Source organism: Hymenobacter sp. (assembly GCF_036388155.1).
In the GTDB taxonomy this organism is placed as follows: domain Bacteria; phylum Bacteroidota; class Bacteroidia; order Cytophagales; family Hymenobacteraceae; genus Hymenobacter.
Genome location: NZ_DASVSI010000147.1, coordinates 1 through 16913, shown reverse-complemented (window position 1 = coordinate 16913; position 16913 = coordinate 1). Strand labels below are relative to the sequence as shown.

Annotated in this window: 15 protein-coding genes; 3 read left to right on the top strand and 12 right to left on the bottom strand. The window is 58.4% G+C overall.

Annotated features, from left to right (window positions below):
• The first annotated feature begins 287 nt into the window (after positions 1-287).
• Positions 288-2312, top strand: coding sequence for a DEAD/DEAH box helicase (locus VF629_RS20960; protein ID WP_331060463.1), 2025 nt, complete (start codon positions 288-290; stop codon positions 2310-2312).
• Positions 2313-2451: 139 nt separating this feature from the next.
• On the opposite strand, the gene VF629_RS20955 is transcribed toward VF629_RS20960, so the two are convergent.
• From VF629_RS20955 to VF629_RS20945, 3 genes are all read right to left on the bottom strand, one after another.
• Positions 2452-2898 carry a PA2169 family four-helix-bundle protein gene (locus VF629_RS20955; protein WP_331060462.1) on the bottom strand — a complete coding sequence of 149 codons (447 nt, stop codon included), beginning with the start codon at positions 2896-2898 and terminating at the stop codon, positions 2452-2454.
• A 63-nt stretch (positions 2899-2961) separates the two neighbouring features.
• Positions 2962-4236, bottom strand: coding sequence for an NAD(P)/FAD-dependent oxidoreductase (locus VF629_RS20950; RefSeq protein WP_331060461.1), 1275 nt, complete (start codon positions 4234-4236; stop codon positions 2962-2964).
• Positions 4237-4275: 39 nt separating this feature from the next.
• The gene (locus VF629_RS20945) at positions 4276-5154 is read right to left on the bottom strand and encodes an NAD(P)-binding domain-containing protein (RefSeq protein WP_331060460.1); all 879 of its coding nucleotides are present in this window, start codon (positions 5152-5154) and stop codon (positions 4276-4278) included.
• Positions 5155-5337: 183 nt separating this feature from the next.
• Between VF629_RS20945 and VF629_RS20940 the strand changes: the two genes are divergently transcribed.
• The gene (locus VF629_RS20940) at positions 5338-6210 is read left to right on the top strand and encodes an SDR family oxidoreductase (RefSeq protein WP_331060459.1); all 873 of its coding nucleotides are present in this window, start codon (positions 5338-5340) and stop codon (positions 6208-6210) included.
• 358 nt (positions 6211-6568) lie between these two features.
• On the opposite strand, the gene VF629_RS20935 is transcribed toward VF629_RS20940, so the two are convergent.
• From VF629_RS20935 to VF629_RS20900, 8 genes are all read right to left on the bottom strand, one after another.
• Entirely contained in the window at positions 6569-7396 is an 828-nt protein-coding gene (locus VF629_RS20935; protein WP_331060458.1) for a LysM peptidoglycan-binding domain-containing protein, read from the bottom strand.
• Positions 7397-7497: 101 nt separating this feature from the next.
• Positions 7498-7797, bottom strand: a complete 300-nt coding sequence (locus tag VF629_RS20930; RefSeq protein ID WP_331060457.1) for a hypothetical protein — start codon at positions 7795-7797, stop codon at positions 7498-7500.
• Between the two features lie 214 nt (positions 7798-8011).
• Complete coding sequence (locus VF629_RS20925; RefSeq protein WP_331060456.1) at positions 8012-8539, bottom strand: YkvA family protein; 528 nt, start codon at positions 8537-8539, stop codon at positions 8012-8014.
• Positions 8540-8628: 89 nt separating this feature from the next.
• Positions 8629-9819, bottom strand: a complete 1191-nt coding sequence (locus VF629_RS20920) for a hypothetical protein (RefSeq protein WP_331060455.1) — start codon at positions 9817-9819, stop codon at positions 8629-8631.
• Between the two features lie 27 nt (positions 9820-9846).
• Positions 9847-10671, bottom strand: coding sequence for a type 1 glutamine amidotransferase (locus VF629_RS20915; RefSeq protein ID WP_331060454.1), 825 nt, complete (start codon positions 10669-10671; stop codon positions 9847-9849).
• A gap of 121 nt (positions 10672-10792) precedes the next feature.
• Complete coding sequence (locus VF629_RS20910) at positions 10793-11890, bottom strand: carboxylate-amine ligase (RefSeq protein ID WP_331060453.1); 1098 nt, start codon at positions 11888-11890, stop codon at positions 10793-10795.
• Positions 11891-11988: 98 nt separating this feature from the next.
• The gene (locus tag VF629_RS20905) at positions 11989-13230 is read right to left on the bottom strand and encodes a hypothetical protein (protein ID WP_331060452.1); all 1242 of its coding nucleotides are present in this window, start codon (positions 13228-13230) and stop codon (positions 11989-11991) included.
• A gap of 70 nt (positions 13231-13300) precedes the next feature.
• Positions 13301-14008: an alpha/beta fold hydrolase gene (locus VF629_RS20900; protein ID WP_331060451.1), complete on the bottom strand. Its 708-nt coding sequence runs from the start codon at positions 14006-14008 to the stop codon at positions 13301-13303.
• Between the two features lie 140 nt (positions 14009-14148).
• On the opposite strand from VF629_RS20900, the gene VF629_RS20895 reads away from it, so the two are divergent.
• On the top strand, positions 14149-15711 hold the full coding sequence (locus tag VF629_RS20895; protein ID WP_331060450.1) for an alpha/beta hydrolase-fold protein: 1563 nt from the start codon (positions 14149-14151) through the stop codon (positions 15709-15711).
• Positions 15712-16009: 298 nt separating this feature from the next.
• Here VF629_RS20895 and VF629_RS20890 read toward each other — a convergent pair whose 3' ends face one another.
• A complete protein-coding gene (locus VF629_RS20890) occupies positions 16010-16636 on the bottom strand; it encodes an ATP-binding protein (RefSeq protein WP_331060449.1) in 627 nt (208 codons plus the stop codon).
• Positions 16637-16913: the final 277 nt, after the last annotated feature.

Genomic DNA, 16913 nt, shown 5'->3' with positions numbered 1-16913 from the left:
CGCTTAATAACAGTCGGCGGCAGGCACTAATTTGTGCGTGCTGCGCCTCCTCCAAAATTCATTTTCCCGAACACCCTAGCTATTGCGAATTAGAATCCGTACCTTTGCACCCGCATTTGAGGACGGCCCTAAGTCCGCGCAAGCCTAAGAGAGGCGATACGCATTGGCCGCATAGTTTTTTGGTTGTTTTTCCCGCCTGATTGTGACAAGGTAGAAGGAGGGGAAACGTCGCTGAGTACGGCTGTTTTCGGAGCGAGTCTCTTACCCCCTTACCATTTTCCACATTCATGGAAGCTGAAAAAATTGTAGTTCGTTTTGACGAACTGAACCTCTCCGAGGAAGTACAACGCGCCATCACCGAGATGGGCTACGAAGAAGCTTCGGCCATTCAGGCTGCCGCCATTCCCGCCCTGCTCGCTGGCAAAGACGTTATCGGCCAGGCCCAGACGGGTACCGGCAAAACCGCCGCTTTCTCCATTCCCGCTATCGACAACATCGATACCGAGAGCAAAGACGTGCAAGTATTGGTGCTCTGCCCCACCCGCGAACTCGCGGTGCAGGTGTCGGGTGAAATCCAGAAGCTGGGCAAGTACAAGCGCGGCCTCATGGTGGTGCCCATCTACGGTGGCAGCCCTTACGACCGTCAGCTCCGCGCCCTAGAGCGCGGCGTGCAGATTGTTATCGGCACGCCCGGCCGCATCATGGACCACATCGAGCGTGGCACCCTGAAGCTGGAAAACACCACCAAAATCATTCTTGATGAAGCCGACGAAATGCTCGACATGGGCTTCCGCGACGACATTGAGTTCATTCTGAGCAAGATGCCGAAAGAGCGCCAGACGGTGTTCTTTTCGGCAACGATGAGCAAACCCATCATGGAGCTCACCAAAAAGTATCAGCGCGACCCGCAGGTAGTGAAGGTGAACCACCAGACGATGACGGTGACCAACATCGAGCAGAGCTACTTCGAGGTGCGCGGCCCCCAGAAAAAGGACGTGCTGACCCGCATCCTCGACATGTACAACCTGAAGTCGACCATCGTATTCGCTAACACGAAGCGCATGGTAGACGAAATCGTGTCGGACCTACAAGCCAAAGGCTATTTCGCCGAAGGCCTGCACGGCGACATGGGCCAGCAGCAGCGCCAGAACACGCTGGACAAATTCCGCAAGTCGACCATTGAAGTACTGGTTGCTACCGACGTAGCCGCCCGTGGTATCGACGTAGACAACGTGGAAGCTGTATTCAACTACGACCTGCCGGCTGACGAAGAATACTACGTACACCGTATCGGCCGCACGGGCCGCGCTGGCAAGTCGGGCAAAGCCTTCACGTTTGTGAGCGGCCGCGACATCTACAAGCTGCGCGACATCATGCGCTTCACCAAGGCCCAGATTAAACTGGAGCAGGTGCCGTCGTTTGCCGACGTGTCGGAAGTAAAAACCACGCTGTTCCTGAATCAAATCAAGGAAATCATCGAGAAAGGCAACCTCGAGAAGTACGTGGGCCGTGTGCAGCGTTTGCTCGACCAAAGCGAAGAAATCACCTCATTGGACGTAGCCGCCGCGCTGCTGAAGATGACCATGAAAGAAGACAAGAGCGCGCAGCAGAGCCTCGACGCCAGCAAGGCAGCCGGCACGGCCCGCCCGGGTTTCACCCGCTTGTTTGTGACCATGGGCAAGAAAGACCGGATTCACCCCCGCGACATTGTGGACCTGATTGCCGAATCGACCAACCTGACCGGTGCCAAAGTGGGCGACATCGCCCTCTACGACAAGTTCAGCTTCGTGGAAGTGCCTTCAGAGTACGCCAATGAGATTGTGGAGAAGCTGGGCCGCACCAGCATTCAGGGCACGCCGGTTAGCTTCAGCATTGCCACTCCGGTGCAAGAGGGCCAGGCTAAAGAGGAAGGATTCAATCGTACCGGCGGCACGGGTGGTCCCGGCGGCTTCGGCGGCGACCGCGAGCGTCGTCCCTTCAGCGGCGGCGAGCGCCGTGAGGGCGGCTACAAAGGCGGCAACCGCGGCGGCAGCTACGGTGGCGGCGAGCGCCGCGAAGGCGGCTACGGCGGAGGCTACAAAGGCAACCGCGACGGCGGCGACCGCCCCAGCTACGGCAACAAGCCGGCGTACGGCAACCGTGAAGGCGGTAGCGGTTACGGCAACAAGCCCAGCTACGGCGGCAACAAAGGCAGCTACGGCGACAAGCCCAGCTATGGCAATAAGCCTTCTTATGGCAACAAGCCCAGCTACGGTACGCCCCGCGAATACGAAACCCCGCGTACGCCTCGCACCGAAAGCTTCGACGAATAGCGCTAATTATTAGCAACTGGGTTACCCAGCTTTAGTGTTTATGTAGGTGAAATTAAGTTAGGTTAGCAAACAAAAAAGCCGCTCAATTTGAGCGGCTTTTTTGTTTGTGGCTATATCACGGAAAGGCTTTGCCAAGAAGCTATTTCGACGAGTCGCGCAACGCTTTTATGGTATTGTGGGCTTCTTGTACGCCTTGGTACTGCTTCTCAATCACCGATTTCAGGTTGCTGGGCAGGTCCTGAGCTTTGAGGGCGGTCTGGTAGGCTTTCACGGCGTAGTCTTCGCCGCGCTCGCACTCGTTGAGTACGGCTTTGTTGTCTTTGCTGGTCAGCGCCGATTTCAAGTCAATCCAAGCGCGGTGCACCGTGCCGGTAATGGAGGAGCTTTCGTCGGGCTTAAGGTCCAGCTTGAACATTTGGTCCTCGATTTCGGTGATGTAGCCCGCGCGCTGCACCGCGTATTTTTTGAAAGTATCTTTCAGGGTGCTGTCTTCAACGTCGGTCATGGCGTCGGCGTAGCCTTTCTGGCCGTCTTTCAGGGTCTCGACCAATTCGTTGAGCAGGGCAGTGGTTGCTTTGGCTTCCATGTGGAAAGGGTAAGTTTAGATTGAAAAATTACTATCTCCTTTACTCTTGGGCCGCGGCTAAGGTTACACCTCAACCACAAGCGGGGCCGCGAGGGCCCGGCCCGCCAGGAAGCCGGTAGTCCAGGCGGCTTGAAAATTGAAGCCGCCCGTAATGCCGTCGATGTCAAGAACTTCGCCCGCGAAGTACAGGCCCGGTACCCGGCGGCTTTGCATGGTTTTCAGGTCGACTTCATCAAGCGGAACGCCGCCGCAGGTGACGAACTCCTCCTTGTAAGTTGTCTTGCCGCGCACAGCCAACGGGGTGCGCAACAGCAGTTCCAGCAACCGGTTCTGAGTTTTGGCCGGCAGGTCGCTCCACCGAACCTCGGCGCCGATGCCCGCCTGCTCGGTGAGGTTGCGCCACAACCGTTGCGGGAGGCCAAACTGGGGATTGGCGGCCACGGTCTTCTTGCCGTTTTGCTGCCGAAACTCTTGTAGCCAAGTGCGCAGCGTTTCTTCGGTAAAGTTGGGAATCCAGTTAACCAAGGCGGTACCCACGTAGCCCAATTCGCTGAGCCGGCGGGCGCCCCAGGCGGAGAGCTTGAGCACGGCCGGGCCGCTCACGCCCCAATGAGTGACCAGCAGCGGGCCCTCGTATTGCAGTTTCTCGCCGGCCAGCACCACGCGGGCGTGGGGCACGCTCACGCCCATGAGCTCGTTCAGCGGGGAGTTGGGCACGTTGAAGGTGAAGAGCGACGGTACTGGCTCCGCAATGCTGTGGCCTAGGTTGCGCAGCCAGTCATAGTTGGCGCTTTTCGGGTTGCCGCCGGTGGCAATGAGCACCCGGCTAGCTGCCAACAGGCTGCCAGTCTGGGCAGTGCCGCTGCCACTTAGGCGCAGGTGAAACCCGCCTCCGGCCTGCGGAGCAATTTCATCGACGCCGATGTTGGTGAGAATGCGGACGCCCGCTTGGCGGGCGGCCTCTTCCAAGGCGCGCGCGATGGTTTCGCTAGAGTCGGTGGTGGGAAACATCCGGCCGTCGGCTTCCGTCTTCAGCTGCACACCGCGGCGAGCAAACCACGCAATGGTGTCGGGGACGCCGAATTGCTGGAAAGCGCTTTTGAGCTGTTTGTTGCCCCGCGGGTAATGGGCCACGAGCTGCGCCGGCGTTTCGCAAGCGTGGGTCACGTTGCAGCGCCCGCCGCCCGAAATCCGAACTTTGCTCAGCAGCTTGCCCGTTTTTTCCAGCAAAACTATCCGGGCCGAGGGGTTGGCTTCGGCGCAGGCAATGGCACCAAAAAAGCCCGCGGCACCGCCGCCGAGCACGGCCACGAGGGGTTGGGCAGCATCGTTTTTCACGGTGCAAAGATACGCCGCCTACGGGGTCCGGCGGGCACCCTAGCTGTGCTCAAGCGCCCCAAACACGTCGTCATACTGAAACTTATACGGCAGCGTGTTGCGCACCAACGTGCTGTCGATGATTTTGCCACTCACCCCGTTGCCGGCTTTGAAGGTCGGCGGTTCGAGCTGCAGATGTTGGGCAGCCACCGGATAAAAATCGCGCCGCAGCGGGTGCTTAAGAGCGCATACATTAAAAGTGTGGCCCCAGGCGCCGTGCTGGATAATGGCCGAAAGCACGCCCACCGCATCGGTCAAATGCACCAGGTTGACAGGGGCATTGCCCTGGGCCAGGTCCCGGCGGCCGGCCAGGAAGCGGCCGGGGGCCCGGTCGGGCCCAATCAGGCCCCCCAAGCGCACCACGGTGCTCTTCCACTGCCCGTAGCGGGGCACGAAGTGGCCTTCGGCCCGCAGCACATCAGAAGCGGCGTCGCGGGTGCTCAGAGCATCGTTTTCGCGCATTACCCGGGGCTCATCGGGGTACACGCTGGTGGAACTCACAAACAGCACGTGCTTGGTGCCTGCCGAAGCCACGGCCCGGTGGACGGGCCGCAGCAAGTTGGGGTAGGCGCCGGCGGCCGCAGCGCGCGGGGGAACGTTGAGCACCAGCACATCAGCAGCGCTGAGCAAGCGCAGCAGCAGGGCTTCTGAAGCCGGAGTGAAGTCGGTACCTAAGCGTAGCACGTGGGCCTCAATGCCCGCCGCCTGCATGGGGTCGAGTTGCTCGGGGGTGGTGGTGGTGCCCAATACCTTGTGGCCATCGGCAACCAGGGACTTTGCCAGCGCCATGCCCAACCAGCCGCAGCCTAGCACCAGCACAGTGGGACGTTCCGCACCCGTAGCAGCGCCCTGAGAGCCCCCGGAAGTGGAACTAGTCATAAAAAATCTTCGAATTCGTCATTACGTTACCACGAAGGTGCGAAGAAATTGCCTAATCGTATATTCTATCAAGAAATTATTAATGGAACGGCTCTGGTGCTTGCGGCTAACATTCGCACCAGCAAGCTTGTACCTTCGGCCCGCGGATTGGTCCGCGTTTCCCACCCAATTCTACTTTTGCGCATGAACGCACCTTACACCCAGCCCATGCTGCGCGACAACGCGCTGGCCGGCAAAACCATCATCGTCACGGGCGGCGGCACCGGCCTGGGCCGAGCCATGACCACCTATTTCCTGCAGCTAGGCGCCAACGTCACCATTACCAGCCGCAAGCTGGACGTGCTAGAAAAAACTGCAGAGGAGCTGCGCGAGCAAACCGGCGGCAACGTGCTGGCTATTGCCTGCGACGTGCGCAAGTACGACGAAGTGGAAGCCATGCTCGAGCGCACCATCCAAGAGTTTGGCGGGGTAGACGTGCTGCTCAACAACGCGGCCGGCAACTTCATCAGCCCCACCGAGCGGTTGTCGCACAAGGCGTTCGACGTCATTGTTGACATCGTGCTGCGCGGCTCCTACAACTGCACCCTGGCGGTGGGGAAACGCTGGATTGCCGATAAAAAGCCCGGCACCATCCTCAACATCGTGACGACTTATGCCTCGGTGGGCTCGGCGTTTGTCGTGCCCTCGGCCGCAGCCAAAGCGGGCGTATTGGCCATTACCCGCTCGCTGGCGGTGGAGTGGGCCAAGTACGGCATCCGTTCCAATGCCATTGCGCCCGGCCCATTTCCCACGGAAGGAGCCTGGAGCCGCCTGTTTCCCGAGCCGCTGGCCAGCAAACTCGACCCTGCCGCCAGTGTGCCCCTCAAGCGCGTGGGCCAGTACCAGGAACTAGCCAACCTGGCCGCTTATCTAGTGTCCGATTTCTCGTCCTACGTCAACGGGGAAGTGGTGACCATCGACGGCGGCGAGTGGCTCAACGGCGCGGGTGAATTCAACAAACTGGAAATGCTAACGCCCGATATGTGGGACCAAATCGAGAAAACGATGCGCCGCTAAGGACCGCAGATTGAACGGATTTTCACGGATTACAACGGATTGTTTGTGGTTCTATCCGTTTATGCGGTCCTGAGCTTTCTTTATAACCCTGAAAATCCAGCTAAAAACCGGTCATGCTGAACGCAGCCGAAGCATCTCGCTCGGGGCAGTAATCCAATCGCCAGAAAAGAGTTACTACCACACGCGAGATGCTTCGGCTGCGCTCAGCATGACCGGTTTTTGGAAAGGTTATAATGAAAAAAGGCCGCCTTTGGGGCCGGCCTTTTTTCATTATAACCTATTGTTAAATTTCAAAACCTCGAACGGACGGAACCACAAATAATCCGTTGTAATCCGTGAAAATCCGTTCAATCTGCGGTCAGAGCTTGTACCCTTTGTAATCCTTTGAAAACTCCTCGAGTGGTATGCCTTGGTTGGCGATAACGTCGGAGAACTCGAACTTTTCGAACAGGCCTTTGTCGTCGTTCACCTGCACCATGGTGGGGAGGTAGGTTTTGGGGTCGACGCACACGATGGTGCGGCGGCCGTAGGAGTTGGGCACTTGCAGTACTTTGCCCTCCGGAATGGCCTCGCCGATGCTCAGGTTGTTGCGCTCGATGACGCGGTATTCGCCGCAGCCAAACCGTTCGGCTACGGTGCTGATGGTCTCGTTCTTGCCGGCTCGGTAGCTCACGTAGCGAAACTGTGGGTAGTCGGAGCGCAGCACGTGGCTGGTGCGGCCCAGCAGCGTGGTGTCGCCGGCGTACCGGAACGAACGACTGAAGGTATTATTCTGGCGGAGGCCGGTGGTTTTGAGCAAATCGGCGATGGTGCCAAACCCGGCTTGCAGGGCCGTGTGGTGCTGGTTGCCGCGCATGAGCTTGCCGCCGGGGTCCAGGCTCAACGTCACGTAGGGGAAGGCGGCGGGGTACACCCACGCGTCGCCGCCGTTCTGGCCGGTCACCCACAGCACCTCAACGCCTTTTTGGTTTTTAATGTAAATCCGCAGCGGCTTGTATGTGATTTTCATGATGCTACGCGCCTGGTTGATGCCGCTGCCAATGCGTTCCTGCGCCTTCACGGTGCACCGCAAAGTTTTCAGGTTCTCAATGGCGGCGCTCATTCGGGCGGTGAGCTGTTCGGTGGTGATGGTGGGCAGAGCAACCGGTGCGGTGGCGGCGGCTAACCCCACGGCCCCGAGGGGCAATGCTATTCGTAAAAAAGGAACGCGAGAAGCGAGCAACGCTGCCATAAAGTAGTATCAGACGCAGTCAGCACCCCCAAATGGGAGCGAGGGATATGGATTAATTAATTGATGCTAATGAGCGGAAAGCGCGACGCGGTGCTGTCGAAAATGAATAATTCATCGATTTCCACGCCTTTAAAAAAATGGTAGAGCGGGAATTGCTCCACCACGGCCTGGACGGCCGCGGCGTCGTCGCCATTCATCGTAACCCAGCCGCGGCTGCGGTCGCTGCTGATGGCGTACACCTCCACTACTTTTTCATTTAATAGGCGGTTGATAAAGTCACGGTGGCGGGGAATGAGTGCAATGAATTCCTCGTCATAAGTATCGGGCAAACTGAGCGTGACGACAAACGTAGGCATAAGGAGCGAGGCGACAAGGACAAGATTTTAACGCTTAGTCTTTCTCAGGGTTGAAAGTAGGCAAAACACGTGCCCTATCAATCGATAGCGGCTGACGAAGCGTAAAGGTTAATGAAGAGTACGAGTCATCGTCTCAAGTTCTGACGGGTGAACAAGGCGCAATTATGCCATTTGCGCCAGTATATCAAACTCCGAAGACAATGAGCAGCGGTTGTTACGAATGGCCCAACTCGGCCACCACGGGCTGGGCGGCATCGCCGAGAGCTGGTTGCGCCGCTGCATTGGGGCGGGGGGCAGCATCCACCACCGTGGCCGCTTGGCCGTGCGTGGTGGCTTCCCATTCGCGGAAGCGGGTTATCTCCGCCGAGAACTTGCCCACAAACCAGCCTACCAGGCTCAAGTCATCCAGAAAGCCCACCACGGGAATAAAATCGGGCACAATGTCGATGGGCGACACCACGTACAGCAGCACGGCCAAGCCCGACACAATGGTGCTGGTGGAGATTTCGCGGTACTCGCCGCTGATGTAGCGCCGCACCAGGCGCACGAGCGTCAGGGCCACGTCGAAAAGCTGGCGGAATTTGTTGGTTTTGCTCTCTTTATCGGCCAGCTTGTCGGCGGCCTCGTTCAAGATGGTAACCACTTTGAAGGGTTTGCCCAGCAGCTTGGCCGCACGGCCAATGAACACGTTAAAGAGGACGTTCTTGGAGATTTTTAGGCCTTGGTCGGTGAGGGAAGACATAAGAAAATGCGGTGAGAGGCTGTGAGCCCGGCTGTACGCGCAATTTCCGCCCGGCGTTGTTTGCCGCGGGTTTCCTGAGCGGCTTTGGGCTACCGTTCGAATAAAGGCGTGGTGCCGCCTACCCAATCCTTGTCCTTGTTGAAGTCTACTCCAATCATTTCGCCCCGGCTCAGGCGGCTGAGCCCCGTCAGCAGTTGCGGCCGCGCCTCGCCGTTTGGCCAGATGTAGAGGAGGCGTATTTCGCACTTCACCAAGCCATCGGGCGACTGCACCACGGGCTCGTAGGTCACTTTGCGCTGCAGCAAATAATGATGCTTATCGGTCAATGCATCTAAGTCGGCCGCCGTCACGTGCAGCCGTACGCCTGCCCCGGCAAAGGAGAACAGGGGCTTGAGCACGTAGCTGTGCAGGTCTTCGGGGTAGGCCGTCAACTCGTGCAGGTAATAGCTGGCCGGAATAAACGGCCCTTCTAAAAGCGGCAGCGTGTATTTGCTGATGCGGAAAAACCAGTTCGGGTGCCCCACCCACGTCACGTCAACATCTTCCGTCAAATTAAACTCGGTGTTTAATTCCGGATACCGCGCCAATTCGTCGAAAATAATGCGGTTGTAAATCCGCTTGACTTCAACTAGTCGACCTTCTTTTTCATAGAATAACTGCCGCCCATTACGCTGAACCCTGGTCAAGCAAACGGGTTCTATGCCCCAAAGCTTTTTGGTTAACGCGAAGTCAATTCGGGTCTTTTGCTTTTCTGGAAACAGCTCCAGCAGGATGACATTCTCGGCGGGCTGGCCGCCAAGAATAAACTGCCGCATGCGCTCTTGGTACGTTTCAAAATCGGGCGCTTCTAAAAAAGGAGTAACCGAGTCCGCAATGGGGTAGTGCGCTTTGAACACGGAAGGCAGCCAGGATTGGAAAGCGTAGAGCGACGGAAAGCCCTGCATTTCGATGAGCTGCGGCTCCAATTCGCCATCGGCGCCGCGGCATACTGCAAAGTCGAAAGTCAAAAACTCCGGTCGGCCCTCGTCGCCGGGCACGCGCTGATGCGCCGGAATGGAAGCTTCGGTCAGCTGTTTGAAATCGGGCCGCTCAATTACCTCGATGATGCTCTGCCCCGCCGCAATCAGTTTGTCGCGTAGAACTGCGGGAATAAACACCGGCGATTCGGCAACCCGAAAGTCGAGCTGGCCGGGCAGTTGGCTTTCGATGTCGGCCTGCATTTCGGCGTAGCGGGCCGGGCTGAACGCGGCGTTGAAGGTCTGGCGGTGCTCAGGAATCATGGGGAGGCAGGAACGGACCGAGTGAATTTACGCAGCGGTAAGCTGGCCCAACTTGGCCAAGGCCCGCCGCAAAAAAGTGGGCACAATGACGGATTCGGTGCGCTCGATGGTCTCGGGGTCGGCCAGGAGGTGCACCATTTCTTCGTATTTGGCTTCGCCGTAGGTCGTGACTACCTGCTGCTTGCGTTCGTCGGTTAGCATGTAGCGGAGCATGCCCTCACCGTCGGCCTCGGGGTGGAACTGGGAGCCAAATACCTCCGGCGTAAAGCGAATGGCCATAACGGCCCGTGCCAGCGGCACGTGCGGACGCTCTTTTTCCAAGCACAACACGGAAGCTCCGAGGGCTTCCAGGCGGCTTTCATCCAGGTCAGTTAGCTGGTAGTCTCGTGAATCCACGATGTAAAAAGGCTCGGGGAGGCCTTGCAAAACCGGTTCCGTCAGGCCAGTAGGGGTGAGGTGCACCGGTAGCACGCCAAACGACGTGGACTTGCGCTTGCTTACCGTGCCCAGACCCAGATGCCGGCTTACTAGCTGGAACGAATGGCAAATGAGCAACAGGTGCTTTTTATTGTCGCTGGTTTGGTTGTGGGCCAGCAGCGAGTCGATGAAAGCAAAATACCGCGGCTCCCAGGCCTCGTCGGAGGCCAGCGGGCTGCCGGGGCCGCCGCTGGAAATGTATACATCGTAGTCGAGGCTAGGAAGGGCGTTTTCGGCCCGCACGTTAAACGTGTCTACGCGGAAAGGAACACCGTTTTCAGCCGAGCTACGGGCCAGCAATTGTCGAATGCAACGCATGCCTTCGTTCGGCGCGTTGTTGTACATATCCAAAATGGCAATTCGAATAGCCTCCATTAATACAATACTCAATAGGCCGTTTCGGCCAAATAATAGAAAAAAGCCAAGCGTGAGCTCGGCCCAAAAAAGAAGCAACGCCAACCGGAAGGCGGGCGTTGCCATGACAAATATACTTGATTTACAAGCCGTGGGTTGTTTCGGCCAGGATGTAGTCGACCACCTTACTCAGGTCGCCGGTTTCGCGGAATACCTTAAGTTGCCGGTCGGCACCGGTGCCCATTTCCATCATTTTCAGGGCGTACTCTACTTCGTGGCGGCTGCCGAGTTCGTCCACCACGTCGTCGATGAAGTCGAGCAGTTCCAGGATGAGCTGGCGCGTGGGCATCTCTGCTTGCTTGCCAAAATCAATCATGTTGCCGTCGATGCCGTAGCGTGCGGCGCGCCATTTGTTCTCCTTGATGAGGGCGCTGCGGTAGATGCGGAAGTTCAGGTTCTGCATCTTGAGCTTGTAGATTTTGGCTACCAGCGCTTGCATGATGGCCGCCACGCAAATGGTTTCGTCGGCGCGCATCATCATGTCGCAAATGCGGTATTCGATGGTGTCGAAAAAGGGGTGGAGGCGAATGTCCCACCAGATTTTCTTGCCGTTGTCGATGCAGCCGGTTTTTACGAGCAGCGCAATAAACTCGTCGTAGTCGCTGGCGCTGTGGAAAAATCCGGGAATGCCCGTGCGCGGAAAACGCTCGAATACTTTGGTGCGAAACGACTTGTAGCCCGTTTCCCGTCCTTCCCAGAAGGGCGAATTGGTGCTGAGAGCAAACAAGTGCGGCAGGAAATACCGGAGCGTGTTCATCATGTACACGCCCATTTCCCGGTTCTCGATGCCGACGTGCACGTGCATGCCAAACACGAGGTTGGAACGGGCGGCCTCCTGCAGCTCTTCCACGATTTTGTCGTAGCGGGCATCGGGCGTGATGGGTTGGTCTTGCCAGCGCGAAAAAGGGTGCGTGCCGGCGGCTCCAATCTTCAGGCCCTGTTTGTCGGCCAGTTCAATTACTTGGCGCCGCAGGTGGAGCACCTCGTCGCGGGCCTGGCCGATGTTCTGGCAAATATTGGTGCCCACTTCCACCACCGATTCGTGCATTTCGGCCTTCACCTGCTCGTGCAGAGTGACGCGGCCGTTTTCCACGATTTGGGAAAGGTGCGAGCGCAGCTCGCGGGTGTGCGGGTCAATGGTTTGAAATTCTTCCTCGATGCCGAGGGTAAACGCGGGCATGGCCATGGGCTAAACGAATAAACGAGGAATATGAAAGCCGCAAGCGCCGGCGCGCTTAGATGGATGCGCGCCGGGCTGGCCGAAAAGGAATTAGCAGCTTATTCGGATTTCTTAGCTACAGGCTTTTTTGCAGCCGGAGCCTTGGGCGACGCGGCGGCTTTAGCAGCCGGTTTGGCAGCCGCTGATTTAGGCGCGGCGGCTTTCTTAGCGGCGGGCTGCTCTGTTGTGGGCACCTCGCCAGTGGGCGGCACGGCCAGGGAGGAAGCGGCTTTTTTAGTCGCGGCTTTCTTGGCGGCTGGTTTGGGAGCACCGGTGGCACCCAGGTCGTTGGTTTCCGTTACGGGCGTTCCTACCTGCACGTCGGTTTCGCGGGCCTTGGCGGTCGCAGGGGCCGAGCCCACGGCATCCTGCACAAATTTGCCCCAGGTGAGGTTGGTTTTGCCGGCTTGGTTGTTCTGGGCGCGCTCAATGGCCAGCAGGGCCGCGTGCTCAACCACCCACTCAAAGTTCTCAGCACCAACAGAGTTGACATCGGCGTCGGGAGCTGGGTTGCCAAAGTCGATGGCAATGGGCACCCCGCCGCGCACGGCAAACTCCACCGTGTTGAAGTCGTAACCCAGGCCCTGGCATAGGCGCAGGGTGTAGTCCTTGATGGTGTCGAGCAACTGCTGGCCGGCTTCTCCCTCGGTTTTCATGGTTGTCTGGTACCGCTCGTGGGGAGCGTTGCGCGGCTCGTAGGGCATGATGAGCACGTGCTTGCCACCCAGGCAGTAGCAGCGGAAATAGTCGTCAAACTCAATGGCTTCCTGGTACAGCATCACCAGCTGACCGGTTTCGTCGTAGGCGCGCCAGGCTTGTTCGGGGTTATCTACCTTATATACGCTCTTCCAGCCGCCGCCGGCGTGGGGCTTCATAAAGGCCGGAAAGCCAATGCGCTCAAAGGCCTGGTCCCAGTTGAACATGGACAAGTTGCGGAACGAGTTTTCGTTCGTGTCGTCGGGGCGCGCCTTGCTGGGCAGCAGGAGGGTTTTGGGTACCGGCACGCCCAACTGCACCGCCAGCGCGTTGTTGAAGAACTTCTCGTCGGCGCTCCACCAGAAAGGGTTATTGATGATGGCCGTGCCAGTGAGGGCAGCGTTTTTCAAGTAAGCGCGGTAAAAGGGCACGTCCTGCGAAATGCGGTCAACGATGACGTCGTAGCCACAGGGCACGGCCTGCTCTACTTGCTCAATCTTCACAAACTCGGCGGTGATGCCGTCCACGGCTTTCTGATTGACTCGGTCGATAAAGGCTTGGGGAAAAGTATTTTCCTGACCGAAGAGGATGCCGATTTTTTTCATGGCTTTGGGTGAATTGGTTGCGCACGGGCGCAGTGAAAGAAGAGGGTGTGGTAAGAAAACAAGTGCGGCGTTAGCCGATGGTGTTGAGGTACTGGGGGAACATTTCGCGCCACACGGGCCAGTCATGGTCGCCGAAGGGCTTCACGTCGAGGGTGTAGCGAATGCCTTTCTCGCTAAGAATGCGAGCAATGTCGAAGGTGGAATGCTTGCAAAAGTCGTGTTCGGCGGTGCCCAAGATGATGTTCATCCACTGGAAATGCTCGCTGTGCGCGCCGGGCAGGTACTCGGGCGGGTTGTTGAAGTAGACGTTGTCGTCGTGGTAGCCGTCCACAAATTGGCGAATGTCGAAGGCCGCGCCCATGGTAAAGACGTGGGCCACTTGGTTGGGATGGCGAAAGGCGAAATTCAGGGCGTGATAGCCGCCAAAGCTGCAGCCGGCCACGCCAATCTTGTCCACGTTGCACTCCTGCTGAAGCATGGGCACCAGTTCTTCGCTCAGAAACTGGTCGTAGAAGACGTGGTTTTGCACCCGAATGCGCGGCTCCAAGTGCTTGGCGTACCACGAATACCGGTCGATGCTGTCGATGCAAAACAACTTTACGCGGCCGGCCTCGATGAGCGGGCGGGCGGCTTCGATGAGCTTAAAGTCGCGGGCCTCGTTGTCGTGCCCACCCGACGTGGGAAATATTACCACGGGATAGCCCCAGGTGCCAAATACCAGCATGTCGATGTCTTGGCCAAGGTGGTGCGAGTAAAAGCGGCGATGTTGTTCGTGCACAGCGGGGGCGAAATGGGATGGAGCGAAGAGTAATTTTAAGCAGTACGGCAAACTAGTAAAAAAATAACGCCCTCACTCCATTTGCCCGATTTTAATCGAAAATGGGGCCGTCAATCCGGCGTGCTGCGTTTCTTTGCTGCATGCTTCCCGACACCTTCAGCGTACCTGCTTCTCCTGCCGGCACCCGGCTTTGCCGAGAAGTGCTGGCGTCTAACCTGTTGGAGCGGGAAGTTGAACTCAGCATTCTCCTGCCGCCGTCGGCAATCGACACAGACAGGCCCTTGCCCGTGCTATATCTCAACGACGGGCAGGACCTGGAACGGCTGAATTTTCAGCCCATGCTCGATGAGTTGTACGCTCAGCAATTGGTGCGGCCTTTCGTGGTGGTGGCTATTCACGCCAACGAGCGGCGCGTGCAGGAGTATGGCACTGCTGCGCACGCCGACTTCAACGGCCGCGGCAGCTTGGCCGGGACATACACTTCCTTTCTGCTAGAAGAGCTGTTGCCCTTTGCTCAGGCGAATTACCACGTTTCCTCAAACCCCGAGGATGCCGTGGTAGCGGGCTTCTCCCTGGGAGGCTTAACCGCCTTTGATGTGGCCTGGCATCACCCGGAAGTATTTGCGCGAGCTGGCGTTTTTTCGGGGTCATTTTGGTGGCGGAATCGGGCAGTAGGCGCCGGGTATACGCCCGCCGACCGTATTATGCACGGGCTGGTGCGCGCTGGGCAGTTACACCCCAGCCACCGATTTTGGCTGCAAACGGGCACGCTCGACGAGCACAATGACCGCAACGAAAACGGCGTCATCGACTCCATTGAGGACTGCCTCGATTTGATAGACGAGCTGGTGAAAGCTGGCCTCGATGCCCAGCAGGCCCTGCGCTACGTGCAAGTGGAGGGCGGCCGGCACCACCCCGATACGTGGGGCCGGGTGATGCCCGACTTTCTGGTGTGGGCATTTGGGCAGGAGGGAAGCGTGGCGGCATTGCCGGCCCCGTTGCCGGTGGTTCGCCTGCAACTAGACCCGGCGTTGACTCCCGCACTTGTGCCAACAGCTTCAGCCCCAGCCGTCACGCCGGCGCCTGAGCCTTTGGTTCTGCCTTCAGTCCCCGACGCTGGCGACCAAGCCACACCTTCAATTCCGCCTTTCACTGCTACTTCAGCGCCCTCGCATATGCCCATTGCCCGCCCTTCGGAAGGAGACTTTTTGCCCTACGCCGCCGGCTATATCAATCAAGTGCCCGACGGTGCCGACCCCCGAGAGGCCTTGCGGGCCGTTGGCGCAGAATTTCACGCCATTTTCGACCAGTTGAGCGAAGCCCAGGCTGAGAAATCTTACGCTGAAGGCAAGTGGACGCTCAAGGAAATGCTCCAACATCAGATTGATACCGAGCGCATCTTTGCCTACCGGGCCATGCGCTTCGCTCGGGGCGACAGCCAGAATTTGCCCGGCTTCGACCAAGACCAATACGTGGCCAACAGCGGCGCGAATGCCCGCCCCGTGGCCAGCCTCTTGAACGAATACGACGCCACCCGGGCATCTACCCAAGCCCTGTTCGATTCCTTTACCGAGGAGCAACTCGACCGCCGCGGCACGGCCAATGGCGGCCCGACCAGCGTGCGCGCGTTGCTCTTCATCGTGCCGGGCCACGAGCTTCACCACCTCCACCTCATCCGGGAGCGGTACTTGCCCATTCTGTAGCTAATTTTCCCGAAATTTTTACCTTCGCCCGCACAACTCGCCGGCCGGGCCGAACGTTGGAATCAGCATCCCAGAGACTACTAACCCCTAAACTTCTTTTAAATCATGGCCAAAGCACAAGACGCCCGCAAAGAGAAAAAGAAAGAGCCCGTGAAAACCACGAAGGAGAAAAAAGCCGAAAAAGAAGAGAAGAAAGTTGCCCGCGCGCGCAAACAAGAGTAGCGCCAAGCAGATGCCAACTTGTCGAAACGGATGTTTCTCGGTCTCTGGCCGAGGGACATCCGTTTTCTTGTATAAGCTACAGCGTATAGTACGGCTCCTTTTCCTTGTCGTGGTGGCGGAGGTACCCGTGCAGCACCAGTTTGATAAGGGTTTGAAAGGCCCGCCGCTTACCGAAGTTAACCAGTTTCATAAACTGCGCTAAATTGATGCGAGGGTGCGTTTTGAGGTAGTCGATGACGGCTAGCTCCTGCTTGTTCAAGGGAAGATGCTCGAACCGGGCCTCGGGCTGCTGGCGCTCCAGCAGCCGCTCGGTGAGCCCGCTGGTTTGAACGCTGGAGTCGCGCACGCGCACGTAGCCGCGCCAGTCGTCGGGGGCCACCTGGGCCCGGTGGGGCTTGTTGATGCTTTCCGGCACGGTCACGATGAGCACCGTGCGGCCATCGGTTTCGATTTCGCGAAAGCGCAGCGCCGTCAGGGGCGGGTCGACGTAGTGCGTGGCGGCTTCGAGCAGCACGAATACTTCCTCCTGCGCGTCGCGCACGCCCAGGATTCGTCCGCCGTCGTCGACGCCCACCAGCACTTGGCCGCCGCGGGTGTTGGCCAACGACGCCAGGGTGCGTGAAATCCGGTGCGGGTGGGTGGTTTTCTGCTTGAATTCCAATTCCTCGCCTTCGCCGCGGGCAATGAGCTCGTATAAGTCCATGCAGAAGTATACGAAATCTGGCCACAAAAAATGCCGCCTCCGGTAGTCGGAAGCGGCATTCAGTATGATTTGCTGGCAACCCTACCGGGGTGCTGCGAAAGCTGCCTTAGAAAGGCAGGTCGTTGTCGTCGTCGCTGGCGATGGGCGCAGCCGAAGGCTGGGCGCGCAGCGTGGGGTTCTGGTTTTGAGCAGCAGCGGGGCGGGGAGCAGCTTGCTGGCCACCACCGTAGCTGTTGCCGGCGTTGCCACCTGCCGAGGCAGGCTCAATCTTCCAGGC